Origin of the sequence: Streptomyces sp. NPDC088732 (genome assembly GCF_044751205.1) — a bacterium.
In the GTDB taxonomy this organism is placed as follows: Bacteria; Actinomycetota; Actinomycetes; order Streptomycetales; family Streptomycetaceae; genus Actinacidiphila.
Window position 1 is genome coordinate 179,884 of the sequence record NZ_JBIVLI010000004.1, and the last position, 15,245, is coordinate 195,128.

General features: G+C 72.4%; 17 protein-coding genes. 7 read left to right on the forward strand and 10 right to left on the reverse strand.

The features are described 5' to 3' along the window. The first annotated feature begins 355 nt into the window (after nucleotides 1-355). Nucleotides 356-700, forward strand: coding sequence for an ATP-binding protein (locus tag ACIP9H_RS08730; RefSeq protein WP_401580978.1), 345 nt, complete (start codon nucleotides 356-358; stop codon nucleotides 698-700). Between the two features lie 68 nt (nucleotides 701-768). On the opposite strand, the gene ACIP9H_RS08735 is transcribed toward ACIP9H_RS08730, so the two are convergent. The 5 genes from ACIP9H_RS08735 to ACIP9H_RS08755 form a co-directional block, all read right to left on the reverse strand. Beyond that, on the reverse strand, nucleotides 769-969 hold the full coding sequence (locus ACIP9H_RS08735) for a PspC domain-containing protein (RefSeq protein ID WP_360902029.1): 201 nt from the start codon (nucleotides 967-969) through the stop codon (nucleotides 769-771). Between the two features lie 85 nt (nucleotides 970-1,054). After that, nucleotides 1,055-1,546: a VanZ family protein gene (locus tag ACIP9H_RS08740; protein WP_401958349.1), complete on the reverse strand. Its 492-nt coding sequence runs from the start codon at nucleotides 1,544-1,546 to the stop codon at nucleotides 1,055-1,057. Between the two features lie 53 nt (nucleotides 1,547-1,599). Further along, entirely contained in the window at nucleotides 1,600-2,307 is a 708-nt protein-coding gene (locus ACIP9H_RS08745) for a hypothetical protein (protein WP_401958352.1), read from the reverse strand. Next, on the reverse strand, nucleotides 2,304-3,857 hold the full coding sequence (locus tag ACIP9H_RS08750; RefSeq protein ID WP_401580973.1) for an ATP-binding protein: 1,554 nt from the start codon (nucleotides 3,855-3,857) through the stop codon (nucleotides 2,304-2,306). The genes ACIP9H_RS08745 and ACIP9H_RS08750 overlap by 4 nt, the downstream gene beginning before the upstream one ends. Continuing rightward, on the reverse strand, nucleotides 3,854-4,531 hold the full coding sequence (locus ACIP9H_RS08755) for a response regulator transcription factor (protein WP_319658662.1): 678 nt from the start codon (nucleotides 4,529-4,531) through the stop codon (nucleotides 3,854-3,856). The genes ACIP9H_RS08750 and ACIP9H_RS08755 overlap by 4 nt, the downstream gene beginning before the upstream one ends. A gap of 187 nt (nucleotides 4,532-4,718) precedes the next feature. On the opposite strand from ACIP9H_RS08755, the gene ACIP9H_RS08760 reads away from it, so the two are divergent. Continuing rightward, complete coding sequence (locus ACIP9H_RS08760; protein WP_401580971.1) at nucleotides 4,719-5,561, forward strand: SigE family RNA polymerase sigma factor; 843 nt, start codon at nucleotides 4,719-4,721, stop codon at nucleotides 5,559-5,561. A 138-nt stretch (nucleotides 5,562-5,699) separates the two neighbouring features. Here ACIP9H_RS08760 and ACIP9H_RS08765 read toward each other — a convergent pair whose 3' ends face one another. Further along, the gene (locus ACIP9H_RS08765) at nucleotides 5,700-6,320 is read right to left on the reverse strand and encodes a uridine kinase (protein WP_401580970.1); all 621 of its coding nucleotides are present in this window, start codon (nucleotides 6,318-6,320) and stop codon (nucleotides 5,700-5,702) included. Between the two features lie 188 nt (nucleotides 6,321-6,508). Between ACIP9H_RS08765 and ACIP9H_RS08770 the strand changes: the two genes are divergently transcribed. Beyond that, the gene (locus tag ACIP9H_RS08770) at nucleotides 6,509-6,862 is read left to right on the forward strand and encodes a hypothetical protein (protein ID WP_401580968.1); all 354 of its coding nucleotides are present in this window, start codon (nucleotides 6,509-6,511) and stop codon (nucleotides 6,860-6,862) included. A 333-nt stretch (nucleotides 6,863-7,195) separates the two neighbouring features. Continuing rightward, a complete protein-coding gene (locus ACIP9H_RS08775; protein WP_401958356.1) occupies nucleotides 7,196-7,501 on the forward strand; it encodes a hypothetical protein in 306 nt (101 codons plus the stop codon). 58 nt (nucleotides 7,502-7,559) lie between these two features. Here the strand turns inward: ACIP9H_RS08775 and ACIP9H_RS08780 are convergent, their stop codons facing one another. From ACIP9H_RS08780 to deoC, 3 genes are read right to left on the reverse strand one after another with little or no spacing between them, the layout of a single operon-like run. Next, on the reverse strand, nucleotides 7,560-8,501 hold the full coding sequence (locus tag ACIP9H_RS08780) for an aldehyde dehydrogenase family protein (RefSeq protein ID WP_401580964.1): 942 nt from the start codon (nucleotides 8,499-8,501) through the stop codon (nucleotides 7,560-7,562). Beyond that, entirely contained in the window at nucleotides 8,494-9,981 is a 1,488-nt protein-coding gene (locus ACIP9H_RS08785; protein ID WP_401580962.1) for an aldehyde dehydrogenase family protein, read from the reverse strand. Before ACIP9H_RS08785 ends, ACIP9H_RS08780 begins: the two co-directional genes overlap by 8 nt. 8 nt (nucleotides 9,982-9,989) lie before the next feature. Beyond that, nucleotides 9,990-10,985, reverse strand: a complete 996-nt coding sequence (deoC, locus tag ACIP9H_RS08790; RefSeq protein ID WP_401958359.1) for a deoxyribose-phosphate aldolase — start codon at nucleotides 10,983-10,985, stop codon at nucleotides 9,990-9,992. A 131-nt stretch (nucleotides 10,986-11,116) separates the two neighbouring features. Between deoC and ACIP9H_RS08795 the strand changes: the two genes are divergently transcribed. The 3 genes from ACIP9H_RS08795 to ACIP9H_RS08805 all read left to right on the forward strand — a co-directional run bounded on the left by ACIP9H_RS08795 (nucleotide 11,117) and on the right by ACIP9H_RS08805 (nucleotide 13,441). Next, the gene (locus ACIP9H_RS08795) at nucleotides 11,117-11,683 is read left to right on the forward strand and encodes a SigE family RNA polymerase sigma factor (protein WP_401580960.1); all 567 of its coding nucleotides are present in this window, start codon (nucleotides 11,117-11,119) and stop codon (nucleotides 11,681-11,683) included. Continuing rightward, nucleotides 11,680-12,711, forward strand: a complete 1,032-nt coding sequence (locus ACIP9H_RS08800) for a hypothetical protein (RefSeq protein WP_401958363.1) — start codon at nucleotides 11,680-11,682, stop codon at nucleotides 12,709-12,711. Before ACIP9H_RS08795 ends, ACIP9H_RS08800 begins: the two co-directional genes overlap by 4 nt. 67 nt (nucleotides 12,712-12,778) lie before the next feature. Further along, on the forward strand, nucleotides 12,779-13,441 hold the full coding sequence (locus tag ACIP9H_RS08805) for a PH domain-containing protein (RefSeq protein WP_401580956.1): 663 nt from the start codon (nucleotides 12,779-12,781) through the stop codon (nucleotides 13,439-13,441). Between the two features lie 673 nt (nucleotides 13,442-14,114). On the opposite strand, the gene ACIP9H_RS08810 is transcribed toward ACIP9H_RS08805, so the two are convergent. Continuing rightward, nucleotides 14,115-14,879, reverse strand: a complete 765-nt coding sequence (locus tag ACIP9H_RS08810) for a DUF5707 domain-containing protein (RefSeq protein ID WP_401580954.1) — start codon at nucleotides 14,877-14,879, stop codon at nucleotides 14,115-14,117. Between the last annotated feature and the right edge of the window lie 366 nt (nucleotides 14,880-15,245).

The following is a 15,245-nucleotide window of genomic DNA, read 5'->3' on the forward strand; positions in this document are numbered from 1 at the left end:
GTGCCCCGCAGTTCCGATGCGGACCGTCAACGCGACGAAGTCGGCGTTCATCCCTTTCGCTGAACGACCGGCCATGATCGATGACGTCCGCCGGCCCGGGTGTGCGGAGGCCGAGGGCCGCGCGGCCGTTCCGTCCGGCGTCCGCCGCACCCCCCTCGGCCAGCGGTTCCGCGTCCGGCGGGCGGTGGCCGGCGGGGCGGGCGCGGGCCCGCCGCGCGGCGACGGCGCGCCGCGCGACGGCGCGCCTCCGCTTGCGCCCGGGTGCCCCGCCTCGCTACGTTCCGGATTCCCGCGGTTACGGCCCGTGTGTCGACGCGGCGGGCGCTCCATCTCCCCCATCACGAGGATCGCAACCATGAAGACCGGAACCGTCAAGACTCTCGGTGCCGCCGCGCTGGGCGTGGCCTTCGTCGGTGCCGCCGCGGGCGCCGCATCCGCCGCCCCGTCGACGACCGACATGGGCCTGCCCCAGGTGCCGAACCTGCCGGCCACTTCCCTGCCGGTCAACCAGGTCGCGCAGGCGGTCCCGCTCGACTCGCTCGCCGGCAACCTGCCCAAGACGGGCAGCGTCGTCCCGGGCGCGCAGAACACCCCCGTGGCGGTGAACACGCTGCTCGGCGGTCTGCCGCTGGGCAAGCTGCCGATCGGGCAGCTCCCCATCGGGCAGCTCCCGCTGCAGGGCCTGCCCATCGGCGGCTGACCCCGCCCGCACGTGAGGGCCGCACCCCCGACCGGGGGTGCAGCCCTCACGCATTGCGGCGCCGGCGGCTACAGGGCGGCCGAGGGACGCCCCTCGGCGGGCAGCACGATCCACAGCGCCAGGTAGAGCAGGAACTGCGGGCCGGGCAGGAGGCAGGACAGCAGGAAGATCACGCGCATCGTGGTGTGCGAGGTGCCGAACCGGTCGGCGAGCCCGGCGCAGACCCCGGCGATCATCCGGCCGTGACGCGGGCGGACCAGAGCGGACATGGCGGGTGCTCCTTCGGGAGTTCCAGGCCGGTCCCTCCGGCCGATGACACCACCGTAGAAGCGCATACCACCTCGAATCGTCGCTCTACGGGGCGACTCCGACCCTGGAAATCCTCGGGGTCCGGCCCTGAGAACCGGCCGCGCCGGGGGCCGTGACCCGCGCGCCGCGCCGCCGCAGCCAGGCGCGCGCGGCCGGTACGACCGCGAGGTGGGCCAGGGCGACGCCCACCGTGTTGAGCAGCAGGGCGTCGACGTCGAAGATCTGACCCGGCACGCCGGTCTGCATGAACTCCAGGGTCAGCGAGATCATCAGCCCGGCGAAGACCGTCCGTGCGAACGAACCCGGCCCGGAGACCCGTACCCGCCCCCCGGCCATGGGCAGCAGCACCCCCAGCGGCGCGAGCAGCACCAGTCCCGCGCCCAGTTCGCGGAACGCCTCCAGGGGCGGCAGGGCGAGGTCGGTGCGGATCGTCGCCAGGGGGCGCAGGTTGGGCGCGTCGACCCAGGCGACGTACTGCGGTCGCAGCAGCATCCATCCCACCAGAGTCAGATGAACCGCGGCGAGTACCAGGCCCACCGCGCGCACTTTCGGGGAAGAGCCGTCGCGCCGCACGAATGGAAGGACGTCCGTCACTTCACGGCGGTTCCAGCGGTTTCGGCCGCGCCGGGGTCCGTGCGCAGGTCGCTGGTACAGGTGTAACGACGCACCTGGGTGTTGTCGGAACCCCCCAGCACCACCGAGCCGCCGGAGGACAGCGACGGATCGGCCGCATAGGTGCACACCACCTGCGCCAGCGCGAACGGCGGCAGCTCCGACAGCGGCGCGCTCAGCCGCAGCGCGTCCCGCGGATCGCCGGGATGCGGTCCCTCCACGGCCAGGTCGCCCTGCACGGCGGTGCCGAAGCCGGCGGTCGCCTCGGTCATCCCGAGGCGTTGCTGGAGTTCGCGCAGCAGCGCCACGGCGGTGCCGAGCCGGGTCAGCCCGGCGAGGGCGACCGCGCGGTGCACGTCGGCGACCTGCGAGCTGCACACCAGGTACACGGTGACGACGGACTCCGCGGCGGACGGCGCCGGCGCCGGGGTGGAGGCGGAGACCGAGGCCGAGGCGGAGGCCGACACCGTGGCGGAGGCGGACGCCGTCGTCGCCCGGGGGCTGTCCGGGACCGCGCACGACACCCGCGAGGGCGCCGGTCCCGCGTCCACCGGCACGGAGGTGGTGCGGATGCCGCAGCCGGCCGCCAGTGCCGCGCACACCACGGCGAGGAGCGGGGCGCGCCACCTGCGGGCGGCGCCCGGAGCCGCAGGCGACGGGGCGGTGCCCCGGAACGGCTGCGTCATGTGTTCACGTTCCCTTCCTCGGGCTCCGGGGCGAGGTCGTCCCCGCCGCCCATCGGCAGCCGCAGCGTGAAGACCGCGCCCCCGCCGGGGGCGTTGGCCGCGGTGATGCCGCCGCCGTGGATGTGCGCGTTCTCCAGCGCGATCGACAGGCCCAGGCCGCTGCCCTCGGAACGGGCGCGGGAGGCGTCGGCCTTGAAGAACCGGTCGAAGACGTGCGGCAGGACGTCCTCGGGGATGCCGGGGCCGTTGTCGGCGACCTCCACGACCAGCTCGTCGCCGTCCTGCCGCACCTTGACCCGGACCGGGGAGCCGCCGTGCTTGAGGGCGTTGCCGATCAGGTTGGCCAGGATGACGTCCAGGCGGCGCGGGTCGAGCCGGGCGATGATGCCGCGCGGGGCGTCGAGTTCGACCGCGTCGAGCCAGGCGCGGGTGTCGATGCAGGCGGTGACCATGTCGGAGACGTCCACCGCGTCCTCGACGAGCCGGGCGGTGCCCGCGTCGAAACGGGTGACCTCCATGAGGTTCTCCACCAGCTCGCCCAGCCGCTTGGTCTCGCTCACCACCAGCCGCACCGCGGGGGCGATCATCGGGTCGAGGGAGTCCGCCTCGTCCTCCAGCACCTCGGTGACGGCGGTGATCGCGGTCAGCGGGGTGCGCAGCTCGTGCGACATGTCGGCGACGAAGCGGCGGCTGGCCGCCTCGCGCTGGCTGAGCTCGTCCACGCGCCGTTCCAGGCGCTCGGCGGTGCGGTTGAACGTCCGCGACAGCTCGGCGAGTTCGTCGGTGCCGGTGACGCGCAGCCGGGTGTCGAGCTTGCCCTCGCCGAGCCGTCGGGCGGCCTCGCCGAGCCGTGCCACCGGCCGCAGCACGGTGGAGGCGGCGGCCTGCGCCAGCAGCGCGGCGCCGATCAGGGCGAGCGCGGTCGCGATGCCGAGCGACCAGGCCAGCGAGTTGAGGTCCTTGCGCTCGGCCTCCAGCGACTTGAACATGTAGCCGGTCGGGCCGCCCCCGATCACCTTGGCGCCGCCCACCAGGTAGGGCTGGCCGCCGCGGGTGATCCGCTGCCAGTACAGGTGGTACTCGGCGGGGTCGCCCTGCTTGGGGTTGCGCTTCTCGACGGCCTTGCGCAGCGACGGCGGCACCGCGTCCAGGGAGAGGCCGTCGCTGCTCGACTTGGTCGCGCAGCGCTCGCCGTCCGGCCCGGTGCCGATGAGGATGACCTGGTAGTTCTGGGTGCTCGACCCGATGCTGCGGGTCGCCTCGGCCAGCTTGTCGCAGGACGGATGGCGCGGCAGCGACCCCGCGTTGCGGGTCATCGAGGCGCGGAAGTCGTTCAGCGCCGCGTTCTGGGCGCGGGTCAGCACGGCGTCGCGGTTGAGCCAGTACGCGATGCCGGAGGCGGACACGGCGGCGGCCAGCGCCACGGCGGCGAAGACCACCACCAGGCGCAGCCGCAGGCTCGTGAGCCGCAGCAGTCGTGATCGCCAGCCGTTCAGCCGCTGCTCCGCGGCGTCGTCCTCGGCGGCGTACTCGTGATGCCCTGGATTCACGCCGGGGCGTCCAGGCGGTATCCGACGCCTCTGACGGTACGGATCAAGGTGGGCGACGACGGCACGTCCTCGATCTTCGCGCGCAGCCGCTGCACGCAGGCGTCGACCAGGCGCGAGTCACCGAGGTAGTCGTGCTCCCACACCAGGCGCAGCAACTGCTGCCGGGACAGCGCCTGCCCGGGCCGGCGGCTGAGCTCCAGCAGCAGGCGCAGTTCGGTGGGGGTCAGTTGCAGGTCCTCGCCGTTCTTCGTGACGGTCATCGCGGACCGGTCGATCACGATGCTGCCGAAGGCCGCCGAGTCGGAACTGTCGCGCTCGCCGCGGCGCAGCACCGCGCGGATGCGGGCGTCGAGCACCCGCGGCTGGATCGGTTTGAGGACGTAGTCGTCCGCACCGGACTCCAGGCCCACGACGACGTCGATGTCGTCGCTGCGGGCGGTCAGCAGGATGATCGGCAGCTGGTCGGTCCGCCGGATGCGCCGGCACACCTCGAAACCGTCGATCCCGGGCAGCATGACGTCCAGCACGATCAGGTCCGGCCGCTGTTCGCGCAGCAGCTTCAGCCCGTCCTCGCCCGTCGCCGCGGCCACCACTCGGTGGCCTTGGCGCGACAGGGCGAGTTCGAGGCTCGCTCGGATGGCGTCGTCGTCCTCGATCAGCAACAGGAAAGGCACGCCCGCATTCTCCACCAAGGATGGCCGCGGAAGGTACCTGTGGCGTCTGTGACGGGCCTGTGACACTCGGCGGACAGCGTCATGAAACTGGCCCGGCAGTCTATTGGTCACGGCGAGGGCATCCCTGGGGGGAGCCCCTGCCGGACCGAGACAGACACCAGGCAGGCTCCACCCACGGGGGCGCGAAATGAACGCACTGCACAGCACGACGACGGCAGTACTTCAGCCGCTCCCGCTCGTCTCCCACCAGCAGGTCCGTGGGGAGGAGCTTCGCCCGGCCGCCGCGGTGCACACCGCGGGGCGGGGCGTGGAGAAGTCCGGTGCCACGGGCGGGCGGGGGTGCGCGCGTGGCGCCGGGCGTGGGGTGATCCGCAACCGGCCGCCGTACTTCACGGCGATCGAGGGCGGTCACGGGGGACACGGGGGTGTCGCGTACGGAGAGGCCACGGGGGCCTCGGGGGATCTCGCCGGCCCGGCCACGGGCGGCGAGGGGGAGCGGCGGCTCTCGGCGGAGGCGGACTTCACCGCCTACGTCCAGGAGCGCCGGGCCTCTCTGTACGCGACCGCGTACCACCTGACCGGTGACCGGTTCGAGGCGGAGGACCTGCTGCAGAGCGCGCTGTTCTCCACCTACCGGGCCTGGGACCGGATCAGCGACAAGGCGGCGGTCGGGGGCTACCTCCGCCGCACCATGACCAATCTGCACATCAGCGCCTGGCGGCGCCGCAAGCTCAACGAGTACCCGACCGAGGAACTGCCGGAGACGGTGGGCGACTCCGACGAGATGCGCGGCACCGAGCTGCGCGCGGTGCTCTGGCAGGCGCTCGCCAAGCTGCCGGAGACCCAGCGCACGATGCTGGTGCTCCGCTACTACGAGGGCCGGACCGACCCGGAGATCGCCGACATCCTCGGCATCAGCGTCGGCACGGTGAAGAGCAGCATCTGGCGCTCCCTGCGCCGGCTGCGCGAGGACCAGACGCTCAGCGCGGGCGTCGACGAGGAAGGGGCGTTCGGCGAGCTGGTGGCCTGACGCCGCGGAGCCCCGGGGGGATCGGGGGAGCGGGGGCTCCACCGCGGGGGGACGGGGGAGAGGGAGCGGTTGCGTACGGCGGGGGGTCCGTGCGCACCGCTCCCTCGTGCATGTGTACGGGCGTGCGCGCCGATCCGTTCAGACCTGAACGGGAACCGGCGCGAATCGCGCACCGGCGATCCGATCCAGCGCCTCGTCCCGGTCGCACACATAGGCCCCGAGCGCCGAGTGCCGTGCCACGATGCGCCGTTCGGCCCGCATCAGGTTCCAGCCGCGGCGCAGCAGGAAGGGCACCGACTTGCGGCCCTCGCGCAGGTCCCGCACGAAGCGGCGGCGGGCGGTGGTGACCGCTCCCCGGCTCAGGCACAGGGCGTCGGCGAGCAGCCCAAGACCGGCGCAGCGCCCCACGATGTCGGCGGCGAAGATGCCCTCGGCGATGAACACCGGTGCCCCGCCGAGCTCCACCGCCGTGCGGCCGACGACGGAGCTGGAGGAGATGTCGTAGTCGGGGACCTCGGTCCGGCCGGTCGCGCACAGTTCGGCGACGGCGGTGAGGGCGGCGTCCGCGTTCCAGGAGACGGGCGAGTCCCAGTCGGTGCCGGCGCCGCTCGCGAGCCGCGGCAGGGTCGGGTCGTCGCCCTCCTTGTAGAAGTCGTCCAGGCGGAGGATCGGCAGTCCGGTGCGGGCGGCGAGGGAGGACTTGCCGGACCCGGAGGGACCGGTCAGCAGGATCACGCGGGCGGCGGGGTGGGAGCTCACGGAACACCAGTGTGAGGCATTCGGCCTTTGGAGTGACCCGCGGGGACATGTTTTGGACGCGTGATGTTCAACCGCATACCGTACGTGGCGACATCGTCGCGCACGGAGACGGCCGACGGCCCGCGAGCGAGCCTCTTTCGGCGTCCCCGGCCCGGCACCGGTTCAGCGACCAGGCAGGTGGACTCTCGATGCCGCAGCTCCCCCGTACCCTTCTCCGCGCCGCAGCCCTCGCCGTGTCGTCCGTCGCCGCCCTCGCGGTGGCCGGGACGGCGCAGGCGGGCGCGGCGCAGCCCGACGGGCAGGGAAGCTCCGACAAGGCCGGCAAGGAGACCGCGTCGGCCCTCGTCGGCACCATCAACTACCTGCCGGTCAACCCGCTGGCGCGCACCAGCGTCAACCCGCTGGACAACGCGGTGGGTTCGCAGGTCAGCGACTTCAAGCCGGTCTCCACCGCCATGCTCACCAAGCCGGTCGCCGACAGCCGCTCGGTCGCCGATCTGCCGCTCGTCGGCGGCCTGGTGCGCAAGCTCCAGGGGCACTGACCGCACTGGCCCCACTGGCCCCACTGGCCCCACCGACTGGGGTTTCCGCTTCGCCCCGCTCCGACCAGCGATTTTCGGTCAGGCGGGGCGAACTGTCCCGCGTGAATGAGGGACAACTTCGGTGTGAAGCCCTTTCTGTATTCGGACCGATGGGGCGTCCGGCGCCGCACCGACCACTACATTCCGCGAACCGAGATCAGCCAGGTCGGCGGCTCGGGTCCGACGGGGAGATGGGGTGGGGTACAGGTGATGGCGGCACGCAGGGACCGCGGACCTGCGCCGGGGGCACGGTGGAGCGTCGAGCGGTCCCCGGACGGGGGCCATCACTGGCGCATGAAGGCATACAACGGCCGGGTGGTGGCGGTGGCGGCCGAAAGCAGGCCGGATCCCGTCGCCTGTCTCGCGGACTTCACGCTCCTCAAGAGCGGGATCGACAACCTCACCTGTGTGATGCTGCACGCCCCCGGGGACGGCAGCGGCTGGTGCTGGTCCGCGCGCGACGCGCAGGGCCGCACGCTGGCCGTCTCGCCCCGCGCCTACGAGCGGTACTCGACCTGCCAGACGGCGTACGAGCGCTTCGTCTCGTTACTCGCCGGCACGACGACGGGCGATGCCGGCGCGGCGGAGGGCGCCGGGTGAGCGCGGCCGTGGTGCGACGGGCTCCCCGGCGGCGGGAGGGGCCGCCGGGGAGTCCGGTTCAGTAGGCGGAGCCGGAGCCCGCGCCCGCACCCGCCGGGTGCCACACGGTCTTCGTCTCCAGGAACGCGGTCATGCGCTCCGTGCCGGGTTCGGCCGACCAGTCCACAGGCTGTGGACGCAGCACCCGCTTCAGGTTGTCGGCGGCGGCCACCTCCAGCTCCCGGGCCAGTTCCGCGTCGTGCGCCGCGCCCGCGAGGTCGATGGCGTTGACGTCCTGGTGCGAGGCGAGCGTCGGCGCGACCTCGGACGTCCGGCCGGACAGCAGGTTGACCACTCCGCCGGGCACGTCCGAGGTGGCCAGCACCTCGCCCAGCGACAGCGCGGGCAGCGGGGCCTTCTCGCTCGTGACGACGACCGCCGTGTTGCCGGTGGCGATCACCGGGGCGATCACCGACACCAGGCCGAGGAAGGACGACTCCTGCGGCGCGAGGACCGCCACGACACCGGTGGGCTCGGGGCTGGAGAGGTTGAAGTACGGCCCCGCCACGGGGTTGGCGCCGCCGACGACCTGGGCGATCTTGTCCGTCCACCCCGCGTACCAGACCCAGCGGTCGATCGCGGCGTCCACCACGGCGGCCGCCTTGGACTTCGACAGCCCCTCGGCCTCGGCGACCTCGCGCACGAACTGGTCCCGGCGGCCCTCCAGCATCTCCGCGACGCGGTAGAGGACCTGGCCCCGGTTGTACGCGGTCGCGCCGGACCAGCCGGCGACGGCCTTGCGGGCGGCGGAGACCGCGTCACGGGCGTCCTTGCGCGAGGACTGCGGGGCATTGGCGAGCCAATCGCCCTTGGAGTCGGTCACCTCGTACACCCGCCCGCTCTCGCTGCGGGGGAACTTGCCCCCGACGAACAGCTTGTAGGTCTTGAAGACGGACAGCCGTGCCGACTCTGCCTTCTCCGCCTTGTCCGCCTTGTCCGACTTCTCTGCCTTCTCAGACATCGAGGTACCCCTCCAGACCGTGGCGGCCGCCCTCGCGGCCGAAGCCCGACTCCTTGTAGCCGCCGAAGGGCGAGGTCGGGTCGAACTTGTTGAACGTGTTGGCCCACACCACACCCGCGCGGAGCTGGTTCGCGACCGACAGGATGCGCGAGCCCTTCTCCGTCCAGATGCCGGCCGACAGGCCGTACGGGGTGTTGTTGGCCTTCTCCACGGCCTCGGCCGGGGTGCGGAAGGTCAGCACCGACAGCACCGGGCCGAAGATCTCCTCGCGAGCGATGCGGTGCGCCTGGGTGACACCGGTGAACAGCGTCGGCGCGAACCAGTAGCCGGACGAGGGAAGTTCGCACGCGGGCGACCAGCGCTCGGCGCCCTCGGCCTCGCCGGCGTCGGCGAGCGCGGTGATCCGCGCCAGCTGCTCGGCGGAGTTGATGGCGCCGACGTCGGTGTTCTTGTCCAGCGGGTCGCCGACGCGCAGCGTCGACAGCCGGCGCTTGAGCGCGTCCAGCATCTCGTCGGCCACCGACTCCTGGAGCAGCAGCCGGGAGCCGGCGCAGCAGACCTGGCCCTGGTTGAAGAAGATGCCGTTGACGATGCCCTCGACGGCCTGGTCGACCGGGGCGTCGTCGAAGACGATGTTGGCGCCCTTGCCGCCCAGCTCGAGGGTGACCTTCTTCTTCGTGCCGGCCACGGCGCGGGCGATCTGCTTGCCGACCCCGGTGGAGCCGGTGAACGCGACCTTGTCCACGTCCTCGTGCGCGACGAGCGCGGCACCGGCGTCACCGTAGCCGGGGAGGATGTTGACGACGCCCTTGGGCAGTCCCGCCTGGCGGCAGATGTCGGCGAAGAACAGCGCCGACAGCGGTGTGGTCTCGGCGGGCTTGAGGACCACGGTGTTGCCCGCGGCCAGCGCCGGGGCGATCTTCCACGCCAGCATCAGCAGCGGGAAGTTCCACGGGATGACCTGGCCGGCCACACCGAGCGGGCGCGGGTTCGGGCCGTAGCCGGCGTGCGAGAGCTTGTCCGCCCAGCCGGCGTAGTAGAAGAAGTGCGCGGCGACCAGGGGGAGGTCGGCGTCGCGCGTCTCCTTGATCGGCTTGCCGTTGTCCAGCGTCTCCAGCACGGCCAGTTCGCGCGAGCGCTCCTGGACGATCCGGGCGATGCGGAACAGGTACTTGGCGCGCTCGGAGCCGGGCAGCGCCGACCACGTGCCGAAGGCGCGGCGGGCGGCCCGCACGGCGCGGTCCACGTCCGCCTCACCGGCCCGGGCGACCTCGGAGAGCACCTCCTCGGTGGACGGGCTGACGGTCTTGAAGACCCGGCCGTCGGCGGCCTCGGTGAACTCGCCGTCGATGAACAGGCCGTAGGAGGGCGCGATGTCGACGACGGAACGGGACTCCGGCGCGGGCGCGTACGCGAAGGCGGAGCCGGGCCCGGGCTGCGGGGCCGTGCTCGTCCGCGGGTTCTGCGTGTTCTTGGTCATGGGAGGTCTCAGTCCACCGTCACGTAGTCGGGACCGGAGTAGCGGCCGGTGCTCAGCTTCTGGCGCTGCATGAGCAGGTCGTTCAGCAGGCTGGAGGCGCCGAAGCGGAACCACTCGTTGCTCAGCCACTCGTCGCCCACGGTCTCGTTCACCAGCACCAGGAACTTGATGGCGTCCTTGGAGCTGCGGATGCCGCCGGCGGGCTTCACGCCGATCTGGACGCCGGTGGCGGCGCGGAAGTCGCGCACGGCCTCCAGCATCAGCAGGGTGTTGGCGGGGGTCGCGTTGACCGCGACCTTGCCGGTCGAGGTCTTGATGAAGTCGGCGCCGGCGAGCATGCCGAGCCAGGAGGCGCGGCGGATGTTGTCGTACGTCGCCAGCTCACCGGTCTCGAAGATCACCTTGAGCCGGGCGGCGCCGCCCCCGGGGCGGAGGCAGGCCTCCTTGACCGCCTTGATCTCCTCGAAGACCTTCAGGTAGCGGCCGGAGAGGAAGGCGCCCCGGTCGATGACCATGTCGACCTCGTCGGCCCCGGCGGCCACCGCGTCGGCGGTGTCGGCGAGCTTGACGGGCAGCGCGGCGCGGCCGGCCGGGAAGGCGGTGGCGACGGAGGCGACCCGGACGCCGGAGGCGCCGAGGGACTCCTTGGCGATCGCGGCCATGTCGGGGTACACGCAGATCGCGGCGACCTGGGGGGCCGTGCGGTCGGTGGGGTCCGGCGTGACGCCCTTGGCGCACAGCGCCCGGACCTTGCCCGGGGTGTCCGCGCCTTCGAGCGTGGTCAGGTCGATCATGGAGATCGCCAGGTCGATGGCGTACGCCTTCGCCGTGGTCTTGATCGAGCGGGTGCCGAGGCTGGCGGCGCGGGCCTCGAGGCCGACCGCGTCGACGCCGGGCAGCCCGTGCAGGAAGCGGCGCAGCGCGGCGTCGGAGGACGTGACGTCGGACATCGACGCCAGCCTCGCCGCGGCGTCCGGGCCGTGAGCGGGAACTGTGGTGGGCATGGTCACCACATGAGCATATCTACGCGCGTAGCACATGTCACCACCCGAGTGGGGGATTCGTGAGGACCGGGGGCCGGGCCGAGCAACCGATTTCACGCGACCGGTGGTCTGGGAGGTGAAGGGGGTCATCGATGAATCCGGACGACGAGGCGCAGTTCCAAGGCTACGTCCGTGCCAGATGGGCCCATCTGGTGCGGACCGCCTATCTCCTCACAGGTGACAGGCATCACGCCGAGGACCTGGCCCAGACGGCGCTCGCCAAGGCCTACCGGTCCTGGCGCAGGCTCCAGCGCAGGGACAACCCCGACGCCTATGTGCGCCGGATCCTGATCACCTGCAACAACGACCGGTTCCGCAAGAAACGGGTGCCGGAGCGGCTGGTCGACGCACCGCCGGACGGCGCGGGGGCCGATCCGACGGCGCGGATCGCCCAGCGCGAGGTGCTGCTGGACGCGCTCGGCGAACTCCCCGCCCGGCAGCGGGCGGTGGTGGTCCTGCGGTACTGGGACGACCTGTCGGAGACCGAGGTCGCCCAGGTGCTGGGCTGCTCGGTGGGGACGGTCAAGAGCCAGGCCGCCAGGGGCCTGGCCAAACTCCGCGGCCACCTGGGGGCGGAAGCGGTGATGGCGGGCGCCGGCCCGGAAGAGGGGCCGGCGCGACACGGCGAGGTAGGCACAGGCAGGAGGAGGGGCCGATGAGCGGCATGGAGCAGGACGGACCGGACGGACGGGACCGGCAGGACCGGCAGGACCGTCCGGGCGGCACGGACAGCGGGAGCGGGGCGGCGGGGGAGCCGGAGGACACCCCGTTCGAGGCGAGGCTGCGCGATCTGCTGGAGCGGGAGACGGACGGATTCCGTCCCGGTGAGGCGCCCTACGCCTCGATCGTGCGGCAGGGCAGGAACGACCGCCGCCGGCGTCTGGCCGTGGCCGGAGCGGGCCTGGCGGCACTGGTGGCGGTGCCGTCGACGGCGGTGGCCGTGCACTTCCAGCTGGAAGGGGGCGGGGCGACCGGGCAGCCGGCCGCCGGAACCGTGCCCGCGAAGAGCGCCGGCACGGTACGTCCGCAGTCCTCCGCGCCGGCGGTGCGTGCCTCCCGCACACCGTCCGGGCCCGCGGGACCGGCCACGCCGGGGCAGCTCGTGGACGGGATCACGATGCGGCAGGCAGCCGAAGGGCTCGACAAGTGCCTGCGCTTCGACCGGAAGCATGCGTTCCCGGGGGACTCCCTCTCCTGGGCGGCCGAGGACTACCGCGTGATCCTCGCCCTGAGGGCCACCGGTGACGACAACTCGCCGGGGGACGGGTTCAGCGTCGTCGCAGTCGACAGGCTGCACTCGACGTCCCAGCGCCTGATCTGCGACATCAGGGACGGCCAGGCCTCCGGCATCAACTCCGGGGCCGACGACGACCCGGGCCGGGGCGCGGTCGCACCCGACATCAACGCCACGAAGCTCTACCAGCAGACGGTGCTCCCCGGCCACGCATGGAGGCTCCCCTACCGCTGGGGCAGCATCGGCACGGTCGAGCCCCAGGTCGCCCGGGTCACCGTCTCCTACGGAGGCGTCACCGAGGAGGCCGCGCTCGACCACGGCTACTACACGGCCACCGGCATACTCACCGAGTCCGTGACCTCGGCGCCGCGCGTCAAGGGTTACAACGCGGCGGGCACGCTGGTCTACGACTCGCGGCAGGACACCGCGTACCAGCAGAAGGTGAGTGGCTGACGCCGATGCACTAACGCAACCTCCGCCCCGCGAGGCAGCGGCGGCCCGTCGGGCACAATCTGATCTCATGACGAGCTCGCAGACCCCCGCCCCCGACCCGCAGCCCGATCCGGGGCAGCCGAAGTACGCCGACCGGTCCTACCGCTCGTCGGCCGGTATCGCCGGCGGTGTGGTCATGCTCGCCATCGCGCTGTGGCTCGGCATCGACGCGATGGTCCGGGGCGACGGCCGCACTCCCTGGGTCGCTCTGGCACTGCTGGTGCTGGTCGTGCCGTTGATCATCGCCTTCAGCCTGCGCCCGGTGGTGTTCGCGGGGGAGGACCGGCTGCGGGTGCGCAATCCCTTCCGGACCATCGTCGCGCCCTGGGCGGAGGTGGAGGGACTGCGTGCCGGGTACTCCACCGAGCTGTTCGCCGGGGCGAAGAAGTACCAGCTGTGGGCGGTCCCGGTGTCGATGCGCGCCCGCAAGCGCGCGGTGCGGGCCCAGTCCCGGGCGGCGTCCGGGAACGCTTCGGGCGCGACGGCGAAGGGGCGCTTCGGCGCGCCGGACGCCGCCGCCCCCACCCGGGCCTGGTCCGACCAGGTCGTCGCCGACTTGCGGGAGCTCGCCGAGAAGAACGCGGGCCGGGACACCGCCCAGGGCGAGGTCACGGTGCGCTGGGCGTACGAGGTGATCGCCCCCGCCGTGGCCGGGGCGATCGCCCTGGTGGTGCTGCTCGCCCTGGGGTGAACCGTCGTGGCGCTCGGGGCCGGGTGGCACCCGTGGCGTCGGGCCGCCCGAGTACCGCGGGCGGTCCCGCTCGGGGCCGGGACCCCGGGGCCGGCGCGTGACGGCTTCGCCCGGGAAGGCAGGAGGGCGATCGTGCCCGCCGCCCGGGTCGCGAGCAGCCGTGCGGCCGGACTGCCGCCGGTGAGGGGCGCTCTGTGGAGCCCCCGCACGGCAGGTCGTCCCGACGTCCGGTCGTCCGGCGTCCCGACGTCCCGACGCCCGGTCGTTCCGCTGTCCGCCGGACACGGCAGACGGTCCGTGCGGTCATGGATTACGGCGACCGGGCACCAGCCTGGCCCGGTGATATTTCAGATGTAGTGCCGCGCCTGGCCGTCGCGCGTCCGGGGACGGCGTGAAGAGCGAATGACCCAACCCCGTGGACGCCCTCTCCGTCAATAGGCCGCTCCCGCATGATCCACCCGCGAAAAGAGATCCCGGAAAACAAGAACGGCACGTCAGGACCGAATTCCGTAGGGCGGGCGCGCGCTTTGCTTCCGTGCGGAAGTTATTGCCGGTCCGGCGGATTCATCTTGAATTTGCCCCGCAGGACCCCCTTGCTCGCCGCATTCACCGATGGGGGAAAGAGTGCGGCGCCGGACCCCGTGGGGGCCCGGCGCCGGCGGCTGCTCAGGGCTCAGCGGACGTCGACGTAGTCGGCATCGGAGACCGCGGCCGCGGTGTCGGCCGTGCCGGCCCAGGACCAGCGGTAGGAACCGTCGAGGAGCGCCGGGACGGTGGTGGAGACAGTGCCGTCGGCGGCGGTCCTGACGGTCTTGACGGTGATCCAGGAGTCGCAGTCGGCCAGGCGGAACTGCAGCGCGACGGGGCGGCCGGCCGCGGCCGGGGCGTAGGCGCCCGCCGCCCAGTCGGCGTGCTGCACGCTGCCCTTGACGGTGAGGTTCTTGCCGAACTTCACCGGCTCGGGGGTGGCGTCGGCGGTCACACGGGTGTCGCGCTGCACGTTGAAGGTGGCGGCGGCGTCCAGGAAGACGGCGTCGCTGTCGGGAGCGATCGCGTAGGCGGAGAGGCTCCAGGCGCCGGCCAGCGAGCCGTCGGCCGGAACGGTGCCGGGCGTGAGGGTGAACGTCAGGGTGCAGGTGCTGGTGGTGGCAGTGGTCGGTTCGCAGGCCGCCGCCGAGGGCACGGTGACATCCTGGTTCTCGAACGTGCCGTGGTACAGGAACGCGTTGATCTGGTCCAGGCCGGACGGGTCCGTCGCGGTGACCTTGACGGTGAAGTCTCTCTCGGTCGTGCCGACGACGACGGGCCGGCCGTCGTTGACGACCACGCTGGTGATCTCGGTGTCGCCGTACTTCTGGTCCGCCTGGGCGGCCGGCAGGGCGAGAGCGGACAGGGCCAGGACGCCGGACGTGGCGGCGACGACTGAGCTAATACGCATGCGAATTCCCCAAGGTGAGTGCCACAGCCTGCCAATCTCCCCCTGGCAGACTCGAATTGACGTGTGCAGCGTACTCATCCTGTGGAGAGTTCGGAACGTTTTCTCCAAAAGAGAGAAGCCGGTCGTCGATTTCCGTCAGGGGAAACAATGCGGAATATCGTTCGCGTCGATTTCCCGGGAAACCGAAGGAGAAACACAATCCGAATTTCAGTCGACCCGGCGGCCACGGACGCACCGTCGCGGTCCTGGCCCGCCGCCCGGAGGGGGGCGGCCGGCCCGCGATCGGCCGGCGGCGCGGGCCCCGTGGCTGTGGGGTTCCTGTGAGTCCGCCGGATGAACGAGGGGCAACATCGCCGCGAAGCGTGG